The organism is Crossiella sp. CA198 (assembly GCF_052078295.1).
Classification (GTDB): domain Bacteria; phylum Actinomycetota; class Actinomycetes; order Mycobacteriales; family Pseudonocardiaceae; genus Crossiella.
The window spans coordinates 120,044-138,200 of the sequence record NZ_JBQJIM010000007.1 but is presented as its reverse complement, the minus strand read 5'-3'; the positions used below and the strand labels follow the sequence as shown (position 1 = coordinate 138,200).

Annotated in this window: 15 protein-coding genes; 5 read left to right on the top strand and 10 right to left on the bottom strand. The window is 72.4% G+C overall.

What is annotated here, in order from left to right:
- The first annotated feature begins 48 nt into the window (after positions 1 to 48).
- Complete coding sequence (locus ACTOWY_RS13650) at positions 49 to 630, top strand: hypothetical protein (protein ID WP_441309981.1); 582 nt, start codon at positions 49 to 51, stop codon at positions 628 to 630.
- Here ACTOWY_RS13650 and ACTOWY_RS13645 read toward each other — a convergent pair.
- The 3 genes from ACTOWY_RS13645 to ACTOWY_RS13635 all read right to left on the bottom strand — a co-directional run bounded on the left by ACTOWY_RS13645 (position 627) and on the right by ACTOWY_RS13635 (position 3,508).
- Positions 627 to 1,853 (bottom strand): cytochrome P450, encoded by a 1,227-nt coding sequence (locus ACTOWY_RS13645; RefSeq protein WP_441309980.1) that lies wholly within the window; start codon positions 1,851 to 1,853, stop codon positions 627 to 629. The genes ACTOWY_RS13650 and ACTOWY_RS13645 overlap by 4 nt on opposite strands.
- Positions 1,850 to 2,986 (bottom strand): zinc-dependent alcohol dehydrogenase family protein, encoded by a 1,137-nt coding sequence (locus ACTOWY_RS13640; protein ID WP_441309979.1) that lies wholly within the window; start codon positions 2,984 to 2,986, stop codon positions 1,850 to 1,852. The genes ACTOWY_RS13645 and ACTOWY_RS13640 overlap by 4 nt, the downstream gene beginning before the upstream one ends.
- 105 nt (positions 2,987 to 3,091) lie before the next feature.
- The gene (locus tag ACTOWY_RS13635; RefSeq protein WP_441309978.1) at positions 3,092 to 3,508 is read right to left on the bottom strand and encodes an acyl-CoA thioesterase; all 417 of its coding nucleotides are present in this window, start codon (positions 3,506 to 3,508) and stop codon (positions 3,092 to 3,094) included.
- Between the two features lie 77 nt (positions 3,509 to 3,585).
- On the opposite strand from ACTOWY_RS13635, the gene ACTOWY_RS13630 reads away from it, so the two are divergent.
- Positions 3,586 to 3,771 (top strand): hypothetical protein, encoded by a 186-nt coding sequence (locus ACTOWY_RS13630; protein ID WP_441309977.1) that lies wholly within the window; start codon positions 3,586 to 3,588, stop codon positions 3,769 to 3,771.
- 266 nt (positions 3,772 to 4,037) lie between these two features.
- On the top strand, positions 4,038 to 4,691 hold the full coding sequence (locus tag ACTOWY_RS13625) for a DUF4360 domain-containing protein (RefSeq protein WP_441310175.1): 654 nt from the start codon (positions 4,038 to 4,040) through the stop codon (positions 4,689 to 4,691).
- A 78-nt stretch (positions 4,692 to 4,769) separates the two neighbouring features.
- On the opposite strand, the gene ACTOWY_RS13620 is transcribed toward ACTOWY_RS13625, so the two are convergent.
- On the bottom strand, positions 4,770 to 6,284 hold the full coding sequence (locus tag ACTOWY_RS13620; protein ID WP_441309976.1) for a carboxylesterase/lipase family protein: 1,515 nt from the start codon (positions 6,282 to 6,284) through the stop codon (positions 4,770 to 4,772).
- Positions 6,274 to 7,311 carry a LacI family DNA-binding transcriptional regulator gene (locus ACTOWY_RS13615; RefSeq protein WP_441309975.1) on the bottom strand — a complete coding sequence of 346 codons (1,038 nt, stop codon included), beginning with the start codon at positions 7,309 to 7,311 and terminating at the stop codon, positions 6,274 to 6,276. The genes ACTOWY_RS13620 and ACTOWY_RS13615 overlap by 11 nt, the downstream gene beginning before the upstream one ends.
- Before the next feature lie 550 nt (positions 7,312 to 7,861).
- Here ACTOWY_RS13615 and ACTOWY_RS13610 point away from each other — a divergent pair.
- A complete protein-coding gene (locus ACTOWY_RS13610) occupies positions 7,862 to 8,815 on the top strand; it encodes an asparaginase (RefSeq protein WP_441309974.1) in 954 nt (317 codons plus the stop codon).
- On the opposite strand, the gene ACTOWY_RS13605 is transcribed toward ACTOWY_RS13610, so the two are convergent.
- The 5 genes from ACTOWY_RS13605 to ACTOWY_RS13585 form a co-directional block, all read right to left on the bottom strand.
- Positions 8,760 to 10,100 carry an amidohydrolase family protein gene (locus ACTOWY_RS13605; RefSeq protein ID WP_441309973.1) on the bottom strand — a complete coding sequence of 447 codons (1,341 nt, stop codon included), beginning with the start codon at positions 10,098 to 10,100 and terminating at the stop codon, positions 8,760 to 8,762. The two genes, ACTOWY_RS13610 and ACTOWY_RS13605, sit on opposite strands and share 56 nt — an antisense overlap.
- A gap of 51 nt (positions 10,101 to 10,151) precedes the next feature.
- Positions 10,152 to 11,528: a serine/threonine-protein kinase gene (locus tag ACTOWY_RS13600; protein ID WP_441309972.1), complete on the bottom strand. Its 1,377-nt coding sequence runs from the start codon at positions 11,526 to 11,528 to the stop codon at positions 10,152 to 10,154.
- Between the two features lie 63 nt (positions 11,529 to 11,591).
- Positions 11,592 to 12,608: an MBL fold metallo-hydrolase gene (locus ACTOWY_RS13595; protein WP_441309971.1), complete on the bottom strand. Its 1,017-nt coding sequence runs from the start codon at positions 12,606 to 12,608 to the stop codon at positions 11,592 to 11,594.
- Positions 12,609 to 12,707: 99 nt separating this feature from the next.
- On the bottom strand, positions 12,708 to 13,667 hold the full coding sequence (locus ACTOWY_RS13590; protein ID WP_441309970.1) for a formylglycine-generating enzyme family protein: 960 nt from the start codon (positions 13,665 to 13,667) through the stop codon (positions 12,708 to 12,710).
- Between the two features lie 112 nt (positions 13,668 to 13,779).
- The gene (locus ACTOWY_RS13585) at positions 13,780 to 14,931 is read right to left on the bottom strand and encodes an MFS transporter (RefSeq protein WP_441309969.1); all 1,152 of its coding nucleotides are present in this window, start codon (positions 14,929 to 14,931) and stop codon (positions 13,780 to 13,782) included.
- Between the two features lie 98 nt (positions 14,932 to 15,029).
- Here ACTOWY_RS13585 and ACTOWY_RS13580 point away from each other — a divergent pair, with 98 nt between their 5' ends.
- Positions 15,030 to 18,146, top strand: coding sequence for a BTAD domain-containing putative transcriptional regulator (locus tag ACTOWY_RS13580; protein ID WP_441309968.1), 3,117 nt, complete (start codon positions 15,030 to 15,032; stop codon positions 18,144 to 18,146).
- Positions 18,147 to 18,157 lie beyond the last annotated feature (11 nt).

Genomic DNA, 18,157 nt, shown 5'->3' with positions numbered 1-18,157 from the left:
TCCGGCGCGGGGTTGCCGGGCCGGAGCGGTCCCCCAAGGGTCGAAGGCATGGATCATGCTGGACTTTCCCGTCCGTCCATCCCGCTCGTCATCACCACCGCCCTGCTGCTCCTGGGCACACCGGCCCTGGCGCACCCGGCCGACGCCGACATCACCTGTACCGCGGCGGCCGTGGCCGGCACGTCCACCGGCCTCACCATGGCCGGGCCGGCCAAGTTCGAGATCACCGTGGCGCCGACCACCGCGGGCTGCACCGACAAACGCAAGGACATCGCCCCTGGCGGCCGGATCACCGGCGCGCTGATCACCGTGCCCACCCCGGGCACCGGCCGGGGCAACTGCGGCGAGCTGGACGTGAAGGTCTCCGCGCGGCTGGCCTGGATCCACGCCGACGGCAGCCCTGGCGCGGCCACCGAACTGGACGCCGAGCTGACCCTGCGCGGCACCGAGCTGAGCGCGGAGGCGGAGGTCTCCGGCGGCGAGCTGGCCGGGTACCGGGTCAGCGGCGATCTGGCCAACCGCTCGCAACTGCAGGAACACCTCACCGCGGCCTGCGCCACCGAGGCGGGCGCCGCTTCGGCCACCGCGTTGCTGACCCTGGGCTTCAGCAACAAGCCGTGGGGTCGCTAATCCAGTGATCGGACCCGCAACCGCAGCCCACCCTTGGGGCGCATCGCGGTCAGGGTGACCGGCCGGACCGGTCTGGTGGGCGGGTCCAGTTCGGCCCGTTGCAGCAGCCGGTCCAGCAGCACGGTCAGCTCCAGCATGGCGAAGCTGGCGCCGATGCAGCGGTGCACGCCACCGCCGAAGGGCAGGAACTCGTGCGGCCCCGGCTTGCGGAAGCCGGGGCGGTCCGGGTCCCAGCGGTCCGGGTCGAAGCGGAGCGGGTCCGGGTACAGCTCGGGCAGCCGGTGGGTGACGTAGGGGCTGAGCACGACCAGGCCGTCGGCGGGGATCCGCTGACCGGCGAAGTCGAAGGCGCGCACCGGTTTGCGGGCGCTGATCACCGCGGGCGGGTACAGCCGCAACGCCTCGGTGACCGCCCACTCCCGGTAGCCGGCCTCGGTCCTGGCCCGGGCCCAGGCCGCGGGGTTCCTGGCCAGTTCGAGGATCACCCAGGCCATGGCGGCGCTGGTGGTCTCGTAACCTGCGGCGATCAGGCTGATCACCTGGTCGACGATCTCGGTCTCGGTCAGCGTCGAGCCGTCCTCGTCCCTGGCCGCGACCAGCATGGCCAGCACGTCCCCGGCCTCGGTGTCCTGGCCGCGGCGGGCGATCTCGCCGCGGACCCGGTCGGCGACCTCGGCCCTGGCCCTGGCCGCGCGCCGCCGGGCTGGCAGGTCGAGTTGCTGGATCATCGGCGGGCGTTCCACCAGGGACAGGCCGATCTGCAGCAGCCTGCCCAGTTCGGGTTCGTCGGCGGCCAGGTGCGGGCCGAACAGGGCCTGGATGGTGCTGCGCCGGACCACGGTGCGGAAGGCCTGGTAGACGTCGACGAGCTGGCCGGGCCGCCAGGTGTCGAGTTCGGCGTCGGCGTTGGCCCGCATCAGCTCGGCGTGCCCCTGCACCTGCCGGTGGTGGAAGGCGGGCTGGACCAGGCGCCGTCTGCGCCGGTGCGGTTCGCCGTCGCTGACGATCAGGCCGGTATCCCCGCTGACCGGGATCAGCACCTTGAACGCTTCCCGCCAGCGGAACATCGCGGAGTTGGCGAAGACGAACCGGTTGGCTTCCGGCCCCAGCAGATAGGTCAGCCGCAGCGGCGCGCCGACCTTGGTCACCTGTCCGTTGTCCCGGTGCAGGCGGGTCAGCTCGCGGTGCGGGTCGCGCCACATGGCCAGCAGGTGCCTGATCACCAGGTCACCACCTGGCGCACGGCCTCGCCACTGGCCAGCCGGTCGAAGCCGGTGTTGATCTCGTCCAGGGTGAGCCGGTGGCTGAGCAGCCGGTGCACCGGCAGGCGGCCCGCGGCGTGCAGGGCGATGAAGCGCGGGATGTCCCTGGCCGGCACGCTGGAGCCGAGGTAGCTGCCGCGCAGGGTGCGTTCCTCGGCGACCAGGCTGAGTGCGGGCAGGGTGAGCCGGTGGTCGGGGTGCGGCAGGCCGACGGTGACCGTGGTGCCGCCGGGGCGGGTGGCCGCGTAGGCCTGTTCGAGGACGCGCACGCTGCCGGTGGTGTCGATGACCTTGTCCGCGCCGCCGCCGGTCAGCTCCCGCACCGCGGCGACCGCGTCCGGCCCACCGGCCACGGTGTCACTGGCGCCCAGTTCGGCGGCGAGGGTGCGCTTGTTCTCCACCAGGTCGACCGCGACCAGTTGTCCGGCCCCGGCCACCAGCGCGCCGAGTACCGCGGCCAGTCCGACCCCGCCGAGTCCGAACACCGCGACCCGCTCCCCCGGCTCGATCCGCGCCGAGTGGATCGCCGCTCCCGCGCCGGTGAGCACCGCGCAGCCGAACAACGCGGCCGTCTCGAACGGCAGTTCCTTGGGCACCAGCACGGCTGACCGGGCCGAGACCACGGTGTATTCGGCGAAGGCGGACACGCCGAGGTGGTGGAACGGCTGTTCCCCGCTCGGGTCCCGCCACCGCCGGGCCCCGCTGAGCAGGTGCCCGCCCCGGTTGGCCACCGCCCCCGGTTCGCACAACGCGGGCCTGCCGCCCAGGCAGCGTTCGCAGTAGCCACAGACGGGCACGAAGGACAGCACGATGTGATCACCCGGCGAGAACCCGGCGGTCTCCGGCCCGACCTCGACGACCTCACCGGCCGCCTCGTGCCCGAGCACCATGGGCACCGGTCGCGGCCGGGAGCCGTTGATCACCGAGAGGTCGGAGTGGCACAGCCCGGCGGCACCGACCCGGACCAGCAGCTCACCGGGCCCTGGCCCGTCCAGCCCCAGCTCGACGACCTCCAGGGGCCGGGATTCCGCGTACGGCCCGGCGGCCCCGATCTCCCGCAACACCGCGGCCCGAACCCGATCGACTCCACTCATCTGCCCTCCCGGCAACGGCCACAACGACGAACACACCGTCCCACTTGGCCACACTGGGACGGCGAGTTGGGCCAAGTCGTACGCCGAATTGGCCCAAGTGGGCGGTCACGGGCGGCAGAGCTTCGCCAGGGCTGGGCGCAGCGGGGCGGTGATCTCGGCGGGGCGGCGGGTGTGGCGGTCGACGAAGACGTGGGTGAAGGCGCCCTCGGCGGCCGGGGTGTCCGCGCCGGGGGCGAACAGGCCGATCTCGTAGCGCACGCTGGAGCGGCCCAGGTGGGCCACCCGCAACCCCGCTTCCACCGGGTCCGGGAAGGCCAGTGGCGCGCGGAACTCGCAGCTGGACTGCACGCACAGGCCGATGTCCGGGCCGCCGTGGATGTCCAGGCCGCCCTCGGCGATCAGGTAGGTGTTGATCGCGGTGTCCATGAAGGCGTAGTAGACGACGTTGTTCACGTGCCCGTAGACGTCGTTGTCGCCCCACCGGGTGGGGATGGTCAGCCACCGCACGTATCCGTCGCGCATGCGCCCAGTTTGCCCTGCGGTCCGGCCGGTCGTTATCGTGCGTCTGCATTGGATCGACGTCTTGTTGGGGGATGACAATGATTGTGCTCGGTATCCTGCTGATCTTCCAGGGTTTTGGCGGCGCGCTGGCGCCGGTGCTCTGGGGCGGCAATCTGGGGCTCATGCACCTGATCGACCTGCCGATGTGGTCGCGCTACGCGATCGGCGTGATCGGGGTGGCCTGCCTGCTCATGGGCCTGAACAAGCGCAAGGCAGTCAACTGATCAAGTAAAGAACCTTGCCGAAGTCGGTGGGCGGGGCTACCGTGTCAGCACCGCCACCGATGTAATCCTTTGACCCTCCACTGCGCGTGAAAAATGCATTTCCGTGTACATGCATAGTGTTTACCAAATTTATACCGAAAACCGGTGAACATCCCACCTATGGAGTTCAGCCATTTAGCGGCCGATCCCCATAAACATTTACGCTAGCCTATCCCAGACGCTCTCCCACATATAGCGTAGCATTGGGAAGGACCCCTATGTTCCGTATGATGGCTGCTGTCGGCGCGGCATTTGCGTTAATGACTTCGTTTACCCCTGCGGCATTTGCCGACGAGTCCGTGCCTCCGCCCACCGCGAAAATCACCATCGATCTGCTCACGGTGAACGGGTCGGGCTGCCCGCTCGGCACGGCCGCAGTGGCCGTCTCCCAGGACAACACTGCGTTCACCGTCACCTACAGCGAGTACCTCGCGCAGGTAGGTGTCGGCTCCAAGCCGACCGACATGCGCAAGAACTGCCAACTGAACATGCGAGTCAACGTGCCCTCCGGGTTCACCTACGCCATCGCGCAGGCGGACTATCGCGGGTACGCCAACCTCGCGGCCGGTGCCAAGGGCATCGAGCGGGCCAACTACTACTTCCAGGGAATGTCGCCGACGGCCTTTATCAACCACAACTACAACGGGCCGTACGACGACAACTGGCAGTCGACGGACAAGGTCGACGTCGCCTCCCTGGTCTACGCCCCCTGCGGTGAAAAACGCAACTTCAACATCAATACCGAGCTGCGCGTGGACAAGGGCACCTCGAATCCCTTGACCACGACCAGCTTCATGGCGATGGACTCCACCGATGGGGCCATCAACACCACGTATCACTTCGCCTGGCAGAAGTGCCCGAAGTGGACCTGGCCGTGGTGAGTGCACCCTGACCGTTCTGCTCCCTGCGCAGCGCACGGCGACACCTCGGGTCGCCGTGCGCTTGCCTGGGTCCGCCGGCTATTCGAACCAGGTGCCAGGGGCCCAGGTGCGGCCATCCCACACCTTGCGCTCGGCCGCGCCCGGATCGGCCACCGCCCGGCGCTGCTCGTCGAAGATCCAGGTGGCCCGCTCGGTCTCGGTGTAGCCGGGCCATTCCGGCTGATCCGGCAGCTGGGGCGAGCCGGTGCGTGCGAAGGCGGCCCAGCGCGCGTGCATCTCCGCGGACAGCCCGGCCGCGGCTGAATCCGCGCTCAGCGGACTGCCCCGGCGTTCGGCGCCGTGCGCCCAGACGTAGGGCATCTCGGTCCCGTGCGCGGCGGCCAGCATCGGGGAGAGCCAGGGCGCGGCCGCGTCGAAGCGGAACCGCCACACCGGCGCGTGCCTGCTCTGCGCGTCCAGCAACCGCACGGTGGGCACGCCGTAGCGCTCGTCGGTCATCACCGCGGCGTTGACCTCCCTGGTGGAGGCGGCAGGCCGGTTGGCCCGATAGGCCGCAAGCACCTCCTGCGCGCCGGTCTCGCCGAAGGCGGCGGCCAGCACCCGCGGCGCGCAGTCGCCCGCCCACGGGTCCAGCGCCAGGTACAGCGCGGACTCCTCGGCGTTGCTGCCTGCCAGCAGCGGCACCCCGGCGGCCGAGCCGTCCGCGATCCGGCGCACCGGCACCTCGGGCAGCACCGAGCCGTCCACGGTCGGCCGCCACACCCACAGGCCGCGGCCGAACGGGCTCAGCTCGGTCTGCGCGGCCAGTAGTTCGGCGGCGGGCACCTGGCTGACCCGGTTGGCCGGCACCCCGAGCAGGCCCAGCAGCCGGGCGGCGAGGGCGGCGCTGACCTCCTCGGCGGCCACGTGGTCCCCGCCGCCGCTCTGCGAGATCACCCGGTGGAACAGCCCGGTCGCGGCCGGGGCGGCCATCAGGTTGGCCACGCTCTTGGCGCCCGCGGAGTTGCCCGCGATGGTCACCCGGCCCGGGTCGCCGCCGAACGCGGCGATGTTGTCCCACACCCAGCGCAACGCGGCGATCTGGTCCAGCAGCCCGCCGTTGGCCGCGTGCGGGTGGGTCTCGCCGAGGTTGAGGAAACCGAAGGCGCCCAGCCGGTAGTTGAGGGTGACCACGACCAGGTTGTCCCGGCGGGCGAAGGTGTCGCCGTCGCCGACGTTCTCCGGCCCGGCCCCGACCACGTACCCGCCGCCGTGCAGCCACACCAGCACCGGGTGCGGCCCTGGGGTCACCGGCGCGCACACGTTGAGGTACAGGCAGTTCTCGCTGATCCGGCTGGGCTCGTCCATGGCGGCCGGGGTCGGCACCGGCACCGGGGCCGGCATCGCGGGCAGCACCGGCTGCATGGCGCGGGCGGCGAAACGGCGGGCGCCGCGCACCCCGGTCCAGGCCTGCACGGGTCGCGGCGGGCGGTGCCGCAGTTCGCCCAGCGGCGGTTCGGCATAGGGCAGGCCGCGCCAGGCCAGCACGCCGTCGAGGTCCAGGCCGCGGACGGTGCCGGTGGCGGTGTCGACGACGGTGCGGTCAGTGCTCACTGTGTTCCCCTCGCCGGTGGGCCAGTGCCTGATCAGGGCGGGCCGGGCTGGAGGCGCGCACCACCAGCTCGGGTCGCAGCCTGGCGGACTCGGCCGAGCCGCCGTCGAGCTGGTCCAGCAGCCGGGCCACCGCGGTCCGGCCCATCTCCCGCATCGGCGAGCGCACCGTGGTCAGCGGCACGGTCAGCGCGGAGACCATCGGGATGTCGTTGAAGCCGACCAGCGCGAAGTCCTCGCCGATCCGGCGGCCGTGATCACGCAGCGCGCCCATCGCGCCGATCGCGGCCTCGTCGTTGACCGCGAACGCCGCGGTCACCGGGCGACCGGTGCGCAGCACCCGGTCCATGGCCACGTACCCGCCCGCCGAGTCGTAGCCGCTGTGCGCGATCAGCTCCCCTGGCACCGGGCGGCCCGCCTCGGCGCAGGCGCGGCGGAAGCCGGTGGTGCGGTCGGCGCAGGTGCTGGCGTAGGGCTGACCGGCCAGCACCGCGATCTCGGTGTGCCCGCCGTCCAGGAGATGCCGGGCGGCCAGCGCGCCACCGGCTTCGTCGTCGCAGGTCACCGCAGGGTGGTTCGCGCAGCGGCGGCTGACCAGCACGAACGGCGAGTTGTCCTGTGCCAGCCGGTCCAGTCCCTCGTCGTCGAGCCGGGCGTCGCCCACGATCAGCCCGTCCACCCGGGAGGACAGCAGCGCGGCGAGTGCGGACTCGTGCTGCTCGGCGGAGTCGTGCGTGTTGGTCACGAAGGTCCGGTAGCCGCGGGAGAGCGCGGCCTCCTGGATGCCCTCGTAGATCGCGGCCAGCACGTAGTCGGTCAGCGTCGGCACCAGCACCCCCAGGATCCGGGTGCGCTGGGTGCGCAGACTGGCCGCGTACTCGTTGCGGATGTAGCCAAGCCGGTCCGCCGCCGCCCGCACCCGCGCCTCGGTGTCCGCGGTGACCTGGGCGGTGCCGTTGAGCACCCGCGCCACGGTCGAGATGTGCAGTCCGGTGGCCTCGGCCACTGCCCGCAGGGTCGCCCGCGCCACAAGCACCTCCTAGCCCGCCACGACCAGCCTAGTGGTCAGCCGCGCCGCCATGAGGAAGCCTTCCGCCGCCAGGTCCCCCTTGGCGCCCTCGGCCTCCCGGACCAGGCCGCCGACGCGGTCACCCACCCCAAGTGTTGGCCGTTATGGACGGCGTGTTGGCCGTTATGGACGCCGAGTTGGCCGTTGTGGACAGGTAGTTGGCCGAAGTGGTACATCGGGCTGACCGAAACGCCAGGCCGAGCGGCCGCAGGCTGGGGTCGGCTCGGGGCGGCCCGGCGATACACCGTCCCACTCGGGCCACTTGGGCCAACTGGCACGCCCACTTTGGCCAAACCGGCGTACCAGTTGGCCCAACTCGGCGTACGGGAACGGCCAACACACCGTCCACAACGGCCAACTCGCCGTCCACTTCGGCCAACACGCCGTACGAGAACGGCCAACACTCGGGTGGGTGGACTAAGCACCACATTGACCTGGGGGTTCTGGATCTGTTCCCATGGAGACGAACGTTCGCGCGAACGTTCGTGTTGCGGGATCCAGGAGGTGGGCGATGGGCAGGCTTGTGGTGATCGCGACCGGGGGCACCATCTCCAGCACGCCGACCGAGGCGGGGCTGGCCGCCGCGTTGCCGGGTGGGGCCGTGCTGGACGCGCTGCCCTCGCCGCAGCCGGTGCCGGTGGAGGTCGTCGACCTGTGCACCGTGGACAGCTCCGCGCTCACCCTTGACCAGCAGCTCGGTCTGTTGCGGCAGGTGCGGGCGACGCTGGCCGATCCGCAGGTGCGCGGGATCGTGGTCACCCACGGCACCGACACCATGGAGGAGACCGCGTTCCTGCTCGACCTGCACCACGACGACCCTCGACCGGTGGTCTTCACCGGCTCGCAGCGCCCGCTCGGCGACCCGGGCTCGGACGCCCCCGGCAACCTGGCCGACGCCTTCGCGGTGGCCCGCCAGGCCCGGGGTCACGGGGTGCTGATCGCCTTCGGCGGCAAGATCCACGCCGCCCGGGGCACGGTCAAGCACCACACCCTCAACCCGGACGCCTACCAGGACCCCAGCGCCGCCCCGGTCGGCCACCTCATCGGCGGCGAGGTGCTGCTCCAGGCCCCCGCGCCGCGCCCGGCCGCTCTGCCGATCCCGACCCTGACCGAGTCCCCGCGGGTGGACATCCTGACCCATCACACCGGCGGCGACGCGGTGCTGCTGCGGGCCGCGGTGGCCGCGGGCGCGCGCGGGCTGGTGCTGGTCGGCGCGGGTGCGGGCAACGTCAACCCGGAGGTGGTCGAGGCGGTTCGCGCAGCCACCGCGGCCGGGGTGCTGGTCGCGGTGACCTCGCGGACCGCGGCCGGTCCGGTGCTGCCGATCTACACCTCGGCCACCGAGCTGACCAGGGCGGGCGCGGTGCTCACCGGCACCCTGCGCGCAGCCCAGGCCCGGATCGCGGTGCTCAGCGCGTTGCTGGCCGGTCAGCCGGAGCGGCTGTCAGAGCTGCTGGACTGCTGAGCACGGTCCCACCGAACAACACCGCCGCGACCCGCCGGGTATGGGCGATATCGGTGAGCGGATTGTCTTCCAGCACAACAAGATCCGCGATCCGACCGGGTGCCACCGCGCCGAAGCGGTCGGTGACGCCCAGGAACCGGGCCGGGTCCAGGGTGGCCGCGCGCAGGGCCGCCGCGGGGCTGAGTCCGGCGCGCACCAGCAGGGCCAGCTCGTCGTGCAGGCTGAATCCGGGCACGAAGGTGTCGCTGCCGGCCAGCAGCGGCACTCCGGCCCGGTGCAGTTCGCCGGTCACCTCCAGGTAGCGCTCGAACAGCCGGGACTCGCGCGCCGGATCGGGTGACCGCCACTCCGCGGCCCGCGCCCAGCCCTGCCGCAGCACGGGTTCGATGTGCGGCAGGTACGGCTGGAGCGCGAACTCCTCGGTGCCCATGGTCGCCTTGGCCTGGTGCACGGCCAGGGTCGGCACCTGCCAGGTTCCGTTGGCCAGGAAGGAATCCCGCAGTTCGGCCAGCCGGGCCGGATCGGTGGTCTCGGCCGCGCGGTGGGTGAGTTCGGACAGCCGCCCGAACATGCCTGCCGGATCACCCGCGTCCAGTCCGGCGAATCCGGCGGTCAGCTCCTCGCACTCGCTGGACGCCCCGACCAGCACCCCGTCCAGGTGCTCGATGCTGCGTTGCGCCGCCGCCAGCACCGGCACCTCGAACGGCACGTGCCCGGCGACGTCGATCCCGGCCAGCGCCGCCTCGGCCAGCAGCGCGAAGTAGGCCTCCCTCGGCAGCTGCGAGTACGCCTTGAGGAACTCGGCCCGCTCGGCGACACAGGTGGCCACCGCCGCCCGCGCCTGCGCCGGTGTGGTCACCGCGATCGAGCCCGGTCTGCTGGGCCGTGGGCCGTCGATGATCCGGCTGCCGAAGACCATCCGCGGCCCGAAGAACTCGCCTGCCGCCAGCCGTCGCCGCCAGTCCGCGTGCACCGGCGCCCCGGCCATCTGCCGCACCCCGGTGACGCCGTTGCCGAGGAAGGCGGGCAGGTATGCCTCGTCGAAGCCGTGCACGTGCATATCCCACAGGCCCGGGATCAGGAATCGGCCGCGCGCGTCCAGCACGGTCACCCCGGCCGGGGCCTCGAACCGTCCGACCGCGGTGATGCGATCGCCGTCGACCAGCACGTTCCGGCCGGTCACGACCTTGCCCTTGGCCACGTCCACGACGGTGGCCCCGAAAATGAAAACGGACCCGCTCGCGACGGGTCCGGCCAGTTCAGGCGACTTTCTGGATTCTGTCACCCCTCTCAGGATAACCCGGGGTAGTCGCCGCCCGTGGGCTTTTGCCGGGACTCAGGCCGCGCCGCCGGGCGGGGCCGCGGAGGTCCCGTTGGTCACCGCGTTGCTGGTGGGCGGCGCCACGCTGGAGGTGACGGGTGGCGGCGTTGTGCTGGTCGGCGGCTTGCTGCTGGTCGGCGGGGTGGACGAACTCGGCGCGGTGGTCGAGCTGGGCGCGGTGGTCGAGGATTCGCCGGTGGTGCTGGTGGGGCTGCTGCTCGGCAGGGTGGAGCCCGGCGGCGGCAGGGTGCGGCTGCTGCGGCTGGTCGGGCTGGTGGTGTCCTGCGGCGCGTTGATCGGCTGCTGTCCACCGGGACCGGTGGGGCCGGTGGGGTTGTCGTTGGTGCGCGGCATCAGGATCAGCGTGGCCGCGACCGCGCCGCCCGCCAGCACCGCGGCCCCTGCGGCCATCGCGGCCTTGCCCCGCTTGCGCTGCCACCACGGCGTGCCCGCCGCGGCCGCAGGCACGATCCGGGTGATCGCGGTGCGGGTCGGGTCGGCCCGGCTGACCCGCGCGGTGACCAGGGCCGAGGTGGCGTCCACATCGGTGTCGGTGGTGTGCGCGATCAGCCGCAGCGAGTGCTCGAACTCCTCGGCGCTGAGCCGGTCGCCGGGTTCCTTGCGGAGCATGGCCTCCAGCACCGGGGCCAGCGCACCGGCCAGCACCATCGGGTCCGGTTCCTCGGTGAGCACCGCGGTCAGGGTGGGCAGCACGCCGGTGCGGTCGAACGGGGCCTTGCCCTCCACCGCGGCGTAGAGGGTGGCGGCCAGCGCCCACAGGTCCGAGGCCGGGCCGAAGGGCAGGCCGCGGGCGCGTTCCGGCGCGATGTAGCCGGGGGCGCCGACCAGCACGCCGGAGACGGTCAGCGAGGAGTCGCCGTCGACCGAGGCGATGCCGAAGTCGGTGAGCACGGCCCGGTCGTCCGGGCAGACCAGCACGTTGCCGGGCTTGACGTCGCGGTGCAGGATGCCGTGCTCGTGCGCGGCCCGCAGCGCGCCCAGGATCTGCTCGCCGATGGCGGCGACCCGGCGCGGGGACATCGGGCCGTCATCGTCGATGACCTTGGACAGCGCCCGGTTCTCGACCTTCTCCATGACGATCCAGGGCCTGCCGTCCTCGGTGATCACGTCGAAGACGGTGACCACGTTGGGGTGGCTGATCCGGGCCGCGGCGCGCGCCTCCCGCTGGGTGCGTTCGCACAGCGAGGCTTTCTCCTCCTCGCTGGCCCAGGTCGGCGCGAGCACCTCCTTGATCGCCACCGCGCGGTGCAGCACCTCGTCGTTGGCGGCCCAGACCGCGCCCATGCCGCCCCGCCCGATCAGCTCGCCCAGGCGGTATCGCCCGCCGAGCAGATCAGGTCGCGATTCCCCCGCGGAGGTCGGCGTCGTCATGTCCATCCAATTCCACAACCAGGCGCCGCCCACACCGGGCACGGCGTCTTCCGTCCGCAAACCCTAGTCGTTCGCAGCGGGTGGGGTAGTGGCGTTGCTCCCACTGCTGCCACGGACCGCGTCCCACTGGGCCATCGCGGCCAGCATGCCCAGCGGATCCACAGTGGACAGGCCGGGTTCCAGTTCGCGGTATGCCTGGTACATGTTCGGCGCCACCCGCTCGGACTCGCCCAGTCCCGCGTACTCCCCCAGATCCGCGGCCAGGGCCGCCTCCATCCAGGACAGCCCCTTGCCGTGCCCTTCCCGCGCGAGTTCGCGGATGTGCCGCCAGTAACCCTGTACCGCGCGCACCCCGTCGCAGTCGGTGACCGGCCCGTGACCAGGCACAATGTACTCCGGCGAGAGAGCGATCAGCTCGTCGCAGGCCCGCAGCCAGTTGTCGATCGGCCCCGCCCACATGATCGGCGCGCCGCCGATGAACAGCAGGTCCCCGGTGAAGAGCACGCCCGCGTCCGGCACCCAGGCCACCGCGTCGCCACCGGTGTGCGCCGGGCCGAGATTGCGCAGTCGAACCTCCCGCCCGCCAACGGAGAGCGTCAGCCCCTCATCGAAGGTGACATCGGGATTGCGCTGGGTGATCCCGCCGAACTCGTACTTGCCGAAGGCCCGCTGGATCCAGTCCGCCAGCACCGGTCCCAGTCCCTCGGCCGCGGCGGGCGAGAGCAGCGCGGCCATCACCTCCGGCGGGGCGTCGTGCGCCATCTCGTGCGCGGTCTCGGTCACCGCGTGGATGCGCACCTCGGGCGCGAGCAGTTCGTTGCCGTAGCAGTGATCCCCGTTGGCGTGCGTGTTCAGCGCGACGGTGATCGGGTGTTCGGCGGTGACCGGGGCCATCGCGGCCAGCATGGTCCGGGTGAGGTTGAGGTCATAGAGGGTGTCCACCAGCAGCGACTCGCCGTCGCCGCTGATCAGGCCGGCGTTGCTCAGGCCCCAGCTGCCGTCGGGGGCCAGCCAGGCCCGCACGCCGGGGGCGATCTCGTGCAGTCCCGTGGTGTAGGGGATCTCAGCGGCTGCGCTCACCGGGTGATCTTCTCAGGCGAGCGGCGGAGGCGAGCAGGCCGTCCGCCCAGTGGACAGTGGGCTGCGCCGACCGGCACCGGCCCCGACCGATCGGTCGGTTCAGGCGTCGGCGGCGCAGCGGAAGCCGATGTGGTGGTGACCGGCGAAGGGGTCCCTGGAGTAGCCGTCGCGGTCGGTGGCGCGCAGGTTCGCGGCGCGCTCGTCGTGCGAGCTGCCCCTGGTGATCCGCGGCTTCTGGGACTGGAGGTCCTCCCGGCCGTCGTTGGCGACGTAGGGGTAGGGGCGGTCCAGGGAGCTGGTCCACTCGTAGAGGTTGCCTGCCAGGTCCTGCACGCCCTCCGGGGTGGCGCCTGCGGGGTGGGCGGTGACCGGGCTAGTCTCGTCGTAGGCCTTGCCGTACTGGGCGCGGGTGGCATCCGGCGCGGCGTTGCCCCACGGGTAGGTGCGGCCCTCGGCGCCCCTGGCGGTGGCCTCCCATTCCGCCTCGGTGGGCAGCCGCGCGCCGCGGGCCTGGCAGTACTGCAGCGCACCCCACCAGTAGACCTCGTTCACCGGGTGCTCGGCCACGTTGCCCTCCACGGCGAAGCGGCCGTCCTGGCGCAGCACCCGGGAGTCCTCGTCGGTGTCGTTGGTGGTGAAGACCTCCCGGCCGGACCGGTCGCGCACCGCGTCCCGTTCGAGTCTGCTGACCGGCCCGTTCCACCGGCGCGGGTCGCCGCCGCCCGCGTTGACCAGGTTCCCGACCGATCGGTTGGCCCAGTCCACGAACTGCCGGGTGGTGACCGGGTAGACATCGATGTGGAAGGCGTTGAGGCTGACCCGGTGCGCGGGGCCTTCCTCGTCGGGGCCGTCGTTTCGCCCCAGCGGGTAGGAGCCCGCGGGGATCCGCACCATGCCCTCCGGCCGCTGGCCCGGCGGGAGGGTGGTGACCGAGGAGGGGGTGGCCGGCGCGGGCAGGGCGGGCAGATCGGCCGGGGCCGCCTCGGGGACGGCGCAGCCGGCGGCGGTGAGGACGGCCGCCGCGAGGGCGATTACGCGCAGGTTCCGGTAGTTGCTCATAGTTCGGACCGTACATGTACCTCTAGAACTATTGAAGCGGGGACAGCAGGTCAACAGGTTGCCGACAGGTCGGCGCCGCCCCACTCAACGCCCGCGCCTACCGAACGGTCGGTCAGGACGCGAGCACCTGCTTGCGCCTGCTGGTCGCCAGGTTGACCAGCAGCCCCGCCACGCTCACCCCCGCCGCGAGCGGTCCCAGGCGCGCCGGGGTGAGCTGGTCCTGCAGCAGCCCGCCGAGCGCGCCACCCAGGGCCACGCCCAGGTAGATGGCTGAGTTGTTCAGGCCAAGCAAGACCGCTGACGCGCTCGGCGCGTGTTCGACGAACCGGCTTTGCTGCGGCACCACCGGCAATGACACCGACACGCCCCACAGCACCGCCCAGACCACGGCCGCGACCAGGTTGCCGACGACCAGTGGGCTGAGTGCCAGCAGCACCGCCGCGACGGCCAGGCCCGCGGTGACGACGGCGCGGGGTGGGTGGCGGTCGGCGAGGCGGCCTGCGACGGTGTTGCCGATCATGTTGCCCACGCCCCAGGCCAGCAGGACCACGGTCAGCGCGGTGGCCGAACCGCCGGTGGCGCCGGTCAGCGCGGGGGCGATGTAGGTGTAGAGGACGTGCGTGCCGGCCAGGGTGAGGGTGGTGACGGTGAGCATGGCCAGCACGGTGAGTTCGCGCAGCGGGGCCAGCCGGGCACGCAGCGGGTCGGCGGGCAGGGTGATCGGCGGCAGGGACACGGCCACGCCGATCGCGGCCAGCACGCCGAGACCGGCGACCGCCCACAGCGTGAGCCGCCAGTCCGCGCCGCCGATGAGGGTGCCCGCGGGCAGGCCGAAGGCGATGGCCAGGGTGAGGCCGCCCATCACGGTGGCCAGGGCCCGGCCGCGGCGTTGCGGTGGGGCGATCGCGGCGGCGGCGCTGAAGGCGGCCGCGCCGATCAGGCCTGCGCCGGCCGCGGTGGCGATCCGGGCGAGCAGCACGGTGGTGTAGTCGGGGCCCAGGGCGGTGGCCGCGTTGCCCGCGATGAACACGGCCAGGGCCAGCAGCAGGGCGGCGCGGCGGGTCATCGCGCTGGTCAGGGCGCCCAGGATGGGGGCGGAGACGGCGAAGGCCAGTGCGAAGGCGGTGACCAGCTGGCCGGCCGCGGCCAGGCCCACGTCCAGATCGGTGGCGATCTGGGGCAGCAGGCCGGCGATGATGAAGCCGTCGGTGCCCACCGCGAACATCGCGGTGGCCAGCGGCAGCAGGGATCTCTGGGTGCTCAAGTCCTCACGTCCTTCTCCGGCGGTGCTTGCCCGCTCACCCTCGGCGCGCCCACTTGCCGAGCGCTGTCCGTGCGCTGTCCGGCGGTACTGTGGGCCCGGTGCGGTTCGGGGTGCTGGGTCCACTCGTGGTGTGCAACGCCGAGGACGCGCCGATCCCGGTGCCCGGTCCCGAGGTCCGCGCGTTGCTGGCCGTACTCCTGACCCACGAGGGCGCCTGGGTGCCGGTGCAGACGCTGATCGGCGAGTTGTGGCCGGAGCGGCTGCCCGCGAATCCGGGTAACGCGTTGCAGATCCGGGTGTCCCGGTTGCGGCGGGCCCTGGGTGAGCGGGAGCTGGTGGAGTACCGGGCGAATGCCTACCGGCTGCGCGGGGACTCCGATGCCGTGCTCTTCCAAGGGTTGTTGCGGCGGGCTCGGTCCACTGTGGACCCGTGGCCACGGGTTTCGCTGCTGTCCGAGGCGCTCGGGTTGTGGCGGGGGCCCGCGTTGGCCGAGTTCGGCGCGGAAACCTTTGCCCAGCCGGTGATCCGGCGCTGGCAGGAACTGCGGCTGACCGCGGTGGCCGAACTGGCCGAGGCCCGGCTGGCCCTGGGCGAACCCGGCACCGTGCTGGCGGAACTGGCCGAGTGGGTACACCGTTTTCCCGGGCAGGAACGTCTGCGCGCGGCGCAGCTCCAGGCTCTCTACCAGGCCGGGCGACAGCCCGAAGCCCTGTCCGCCTACGCCGAGTTCCGGGCGCACCTGGCAGCCGAGCAGGGCCTGGATCCGGGGCCGGGGATCGCTGCCCTGCACCAGGCGATCCTGACCCGCGACCCCGCCCTGGACGCCACCCCCGCGCGCCGGCCCGGCAACCTGCCGGCCCCGGTCACCGAGTTGATCGGCCGGGACACCGAGCTGGCCGAAACCGGGAAGGCCCTGGCCGCGGCGCGACTGGTCACGTTGACCGGGCCGGGCGGGGTGGGCAAGACCCGGCTGGCCATCGCCGCCGCGACGCAACTCACCGAGGGCTTCGCGGACGGGGCGTGGCTGGTCGAGCTGGCCGGACTGGGTGGGCCGCACGCCGCGGACGCGCTGGCCGAGGCGGTGATGACGGTGCTGGGCATCCGGGAGAACGCGATGCTCGGCCCGATCCCGGCCAGTGGCGCGCTCGGCCACCGCGACCGGCTGATCGCCTACCTCTCCGGCAAGCAACTGTTGCTGGTGCTGGACAACTGCGAGCACATCGTCACCGAGGTGACCACCCTGGCCGTGGCCCTGCTCTCCGCCGTGCCGGGGCTGCGGATCCTGAGCACCAGCCGCGAACCGCTGTCCACCCCAGGCGAATCCGTGCACCCGGTGCCACCCCTGGACCTGCCAGCGGACCCGGCCGATCCGCACGGCTCGGGCGCGGTCCGGCTGTTCTGCGCCCGAGCCCGCGACGCCGACCCCGGTTTCGCGCTCACCGCCGACAACGCGGCGGCGGTGACCGCGCTGGTCCGCGGCCTGGACGGATTGCCGCTGGCACTGGAACTGGCCGCCGCCCGGGTGCGCGCGCTGGGCGTGCGGGAACTCGCCAACCGCCTGGACGACCGGTTCCGCCTGCTGTCCGCGGGCAACCGGGGCGCGCCCGCCCGGCAGCGCACCCTGCACGCACTGCTGGACTGGAGTTGGGAGCTGCTCACCGAACCCGAACGGGTGGTGCTGCGCCGTCTAGCGGTACTAGACGGGGGCAGTCTCGCGGCGATCGAGGCGATCTGCGGTGACCCGGAGCTTCCGGTGGCCGAGGTGCTGGCACGGCTGGTGGACCGGTCGATGGTGACCGTACTGCCGGGACACCGGCGGTACCGGCTGCTGGAGACTGTGGCCGCCTACGCCCGCGACCGGCTGGCCGAGTCCGGCGAGACGGAAGCATTGCGCCCCAGGCAGTCCCGCTACTACCTGGCCCTGGCCGAGACCACCGCACCCGACCTGCACGGCCCTCGTCAGCACGCGGCACTGTCCGAATTGGACGAGGAACACGGCAACTTCCAGCGCGCCCTGGAGCACGCGGTCCCCGAGGACGCGGTGCGGCTGGTGGATTCCCTTGCCTGGTACTGGATGCTGCGCGGCCGGGTCCGCCAGGCCCAGCGCTGGGCCAGGCACGCGCTCGCCAGCGCCGAGCCCGGAATCATGGCTGCCCGGGTGCGCTGCTGGGCGGCCGGGATCGCGATCGTGGCCGATCCGGATCCGGCCGCGGCCGCCAGCGCCCGCGCGGCGTTGACCGGCTTCGACGGGCTCGACGACCCGCTCGGCGCGGCCATGGCGCACTGGTTCCTGGCCTACGTCCTGTTGCACGCGGGCGATCTGGACACCAGCGAGGAACTCGCCGCGCACGCGGCCAGGGCCTTCCGCGCGCTGGCCCACCCGTGGGGCCTGGCGGTGACCACCTGCGTGCAGGCCAACCACGCGCTCACCCACGGCGACCTGGACACCGCGCACACCCACGCCGAAGCCGCCGTGACGTTGTTCCGCTCCCTCGGCGACCCAGGCGGCGAACTGCTCACCACCTACCCGCGCGCGACCCTGGCCGAACTGCACGGCGACCACGACCGGGCCGAACAGCTACACCGGGACGGCCTCGCACTGGCCGAGGAACTGGGCATGTGGGCCGAGGCCGCCGACCGGTTGTGCGGACTCGGCCGGATCGCACTGCTCCGCGGCGAGCACGCCACCGCGCACGATCACCTTGTGCGGGCACGGGAACTGGCCGCCGAACGCGGGTTCAAGCCGGGCGAGATACACGCCACCATCACCCTGGGCCAGCTCGCCCGCCGCACCGGCGATCTGGCCACCGCCACGGCCTGCCTCACCGAGGCCGCCGACTGGTACCGCCGCACCGGCCGCGCCCCCGGCTACGCGCTCGTGCACACCGAACTCGGCCACCTCGCCCAGCTCCAGGACAACCCGGCCCAGGCCCGGCTGCATCACGGGGAAGCGCTGGCCTTCGCCCGCCGCCTGGGCAACTCACACGCCGAGGCCGCCGCCCTGGAGGGCCTGGCGTCAACCCAGCTCCCTGACGCCGCAACGGAATCCGCCCGCCTGCTCGGCGCGGCACACGCGCTGCGGTCGATCACCGGCGTTCCCCTGGCCGACCGCGCCGATCTGGACCACGTTCTCGACGTGACACGGAACACCCTGGGCGACAAGGCTTTCGATGATGAATTCACTATTGGCGCGCTGAGCCGACCGTCGCTGTGACAGGATCGGCG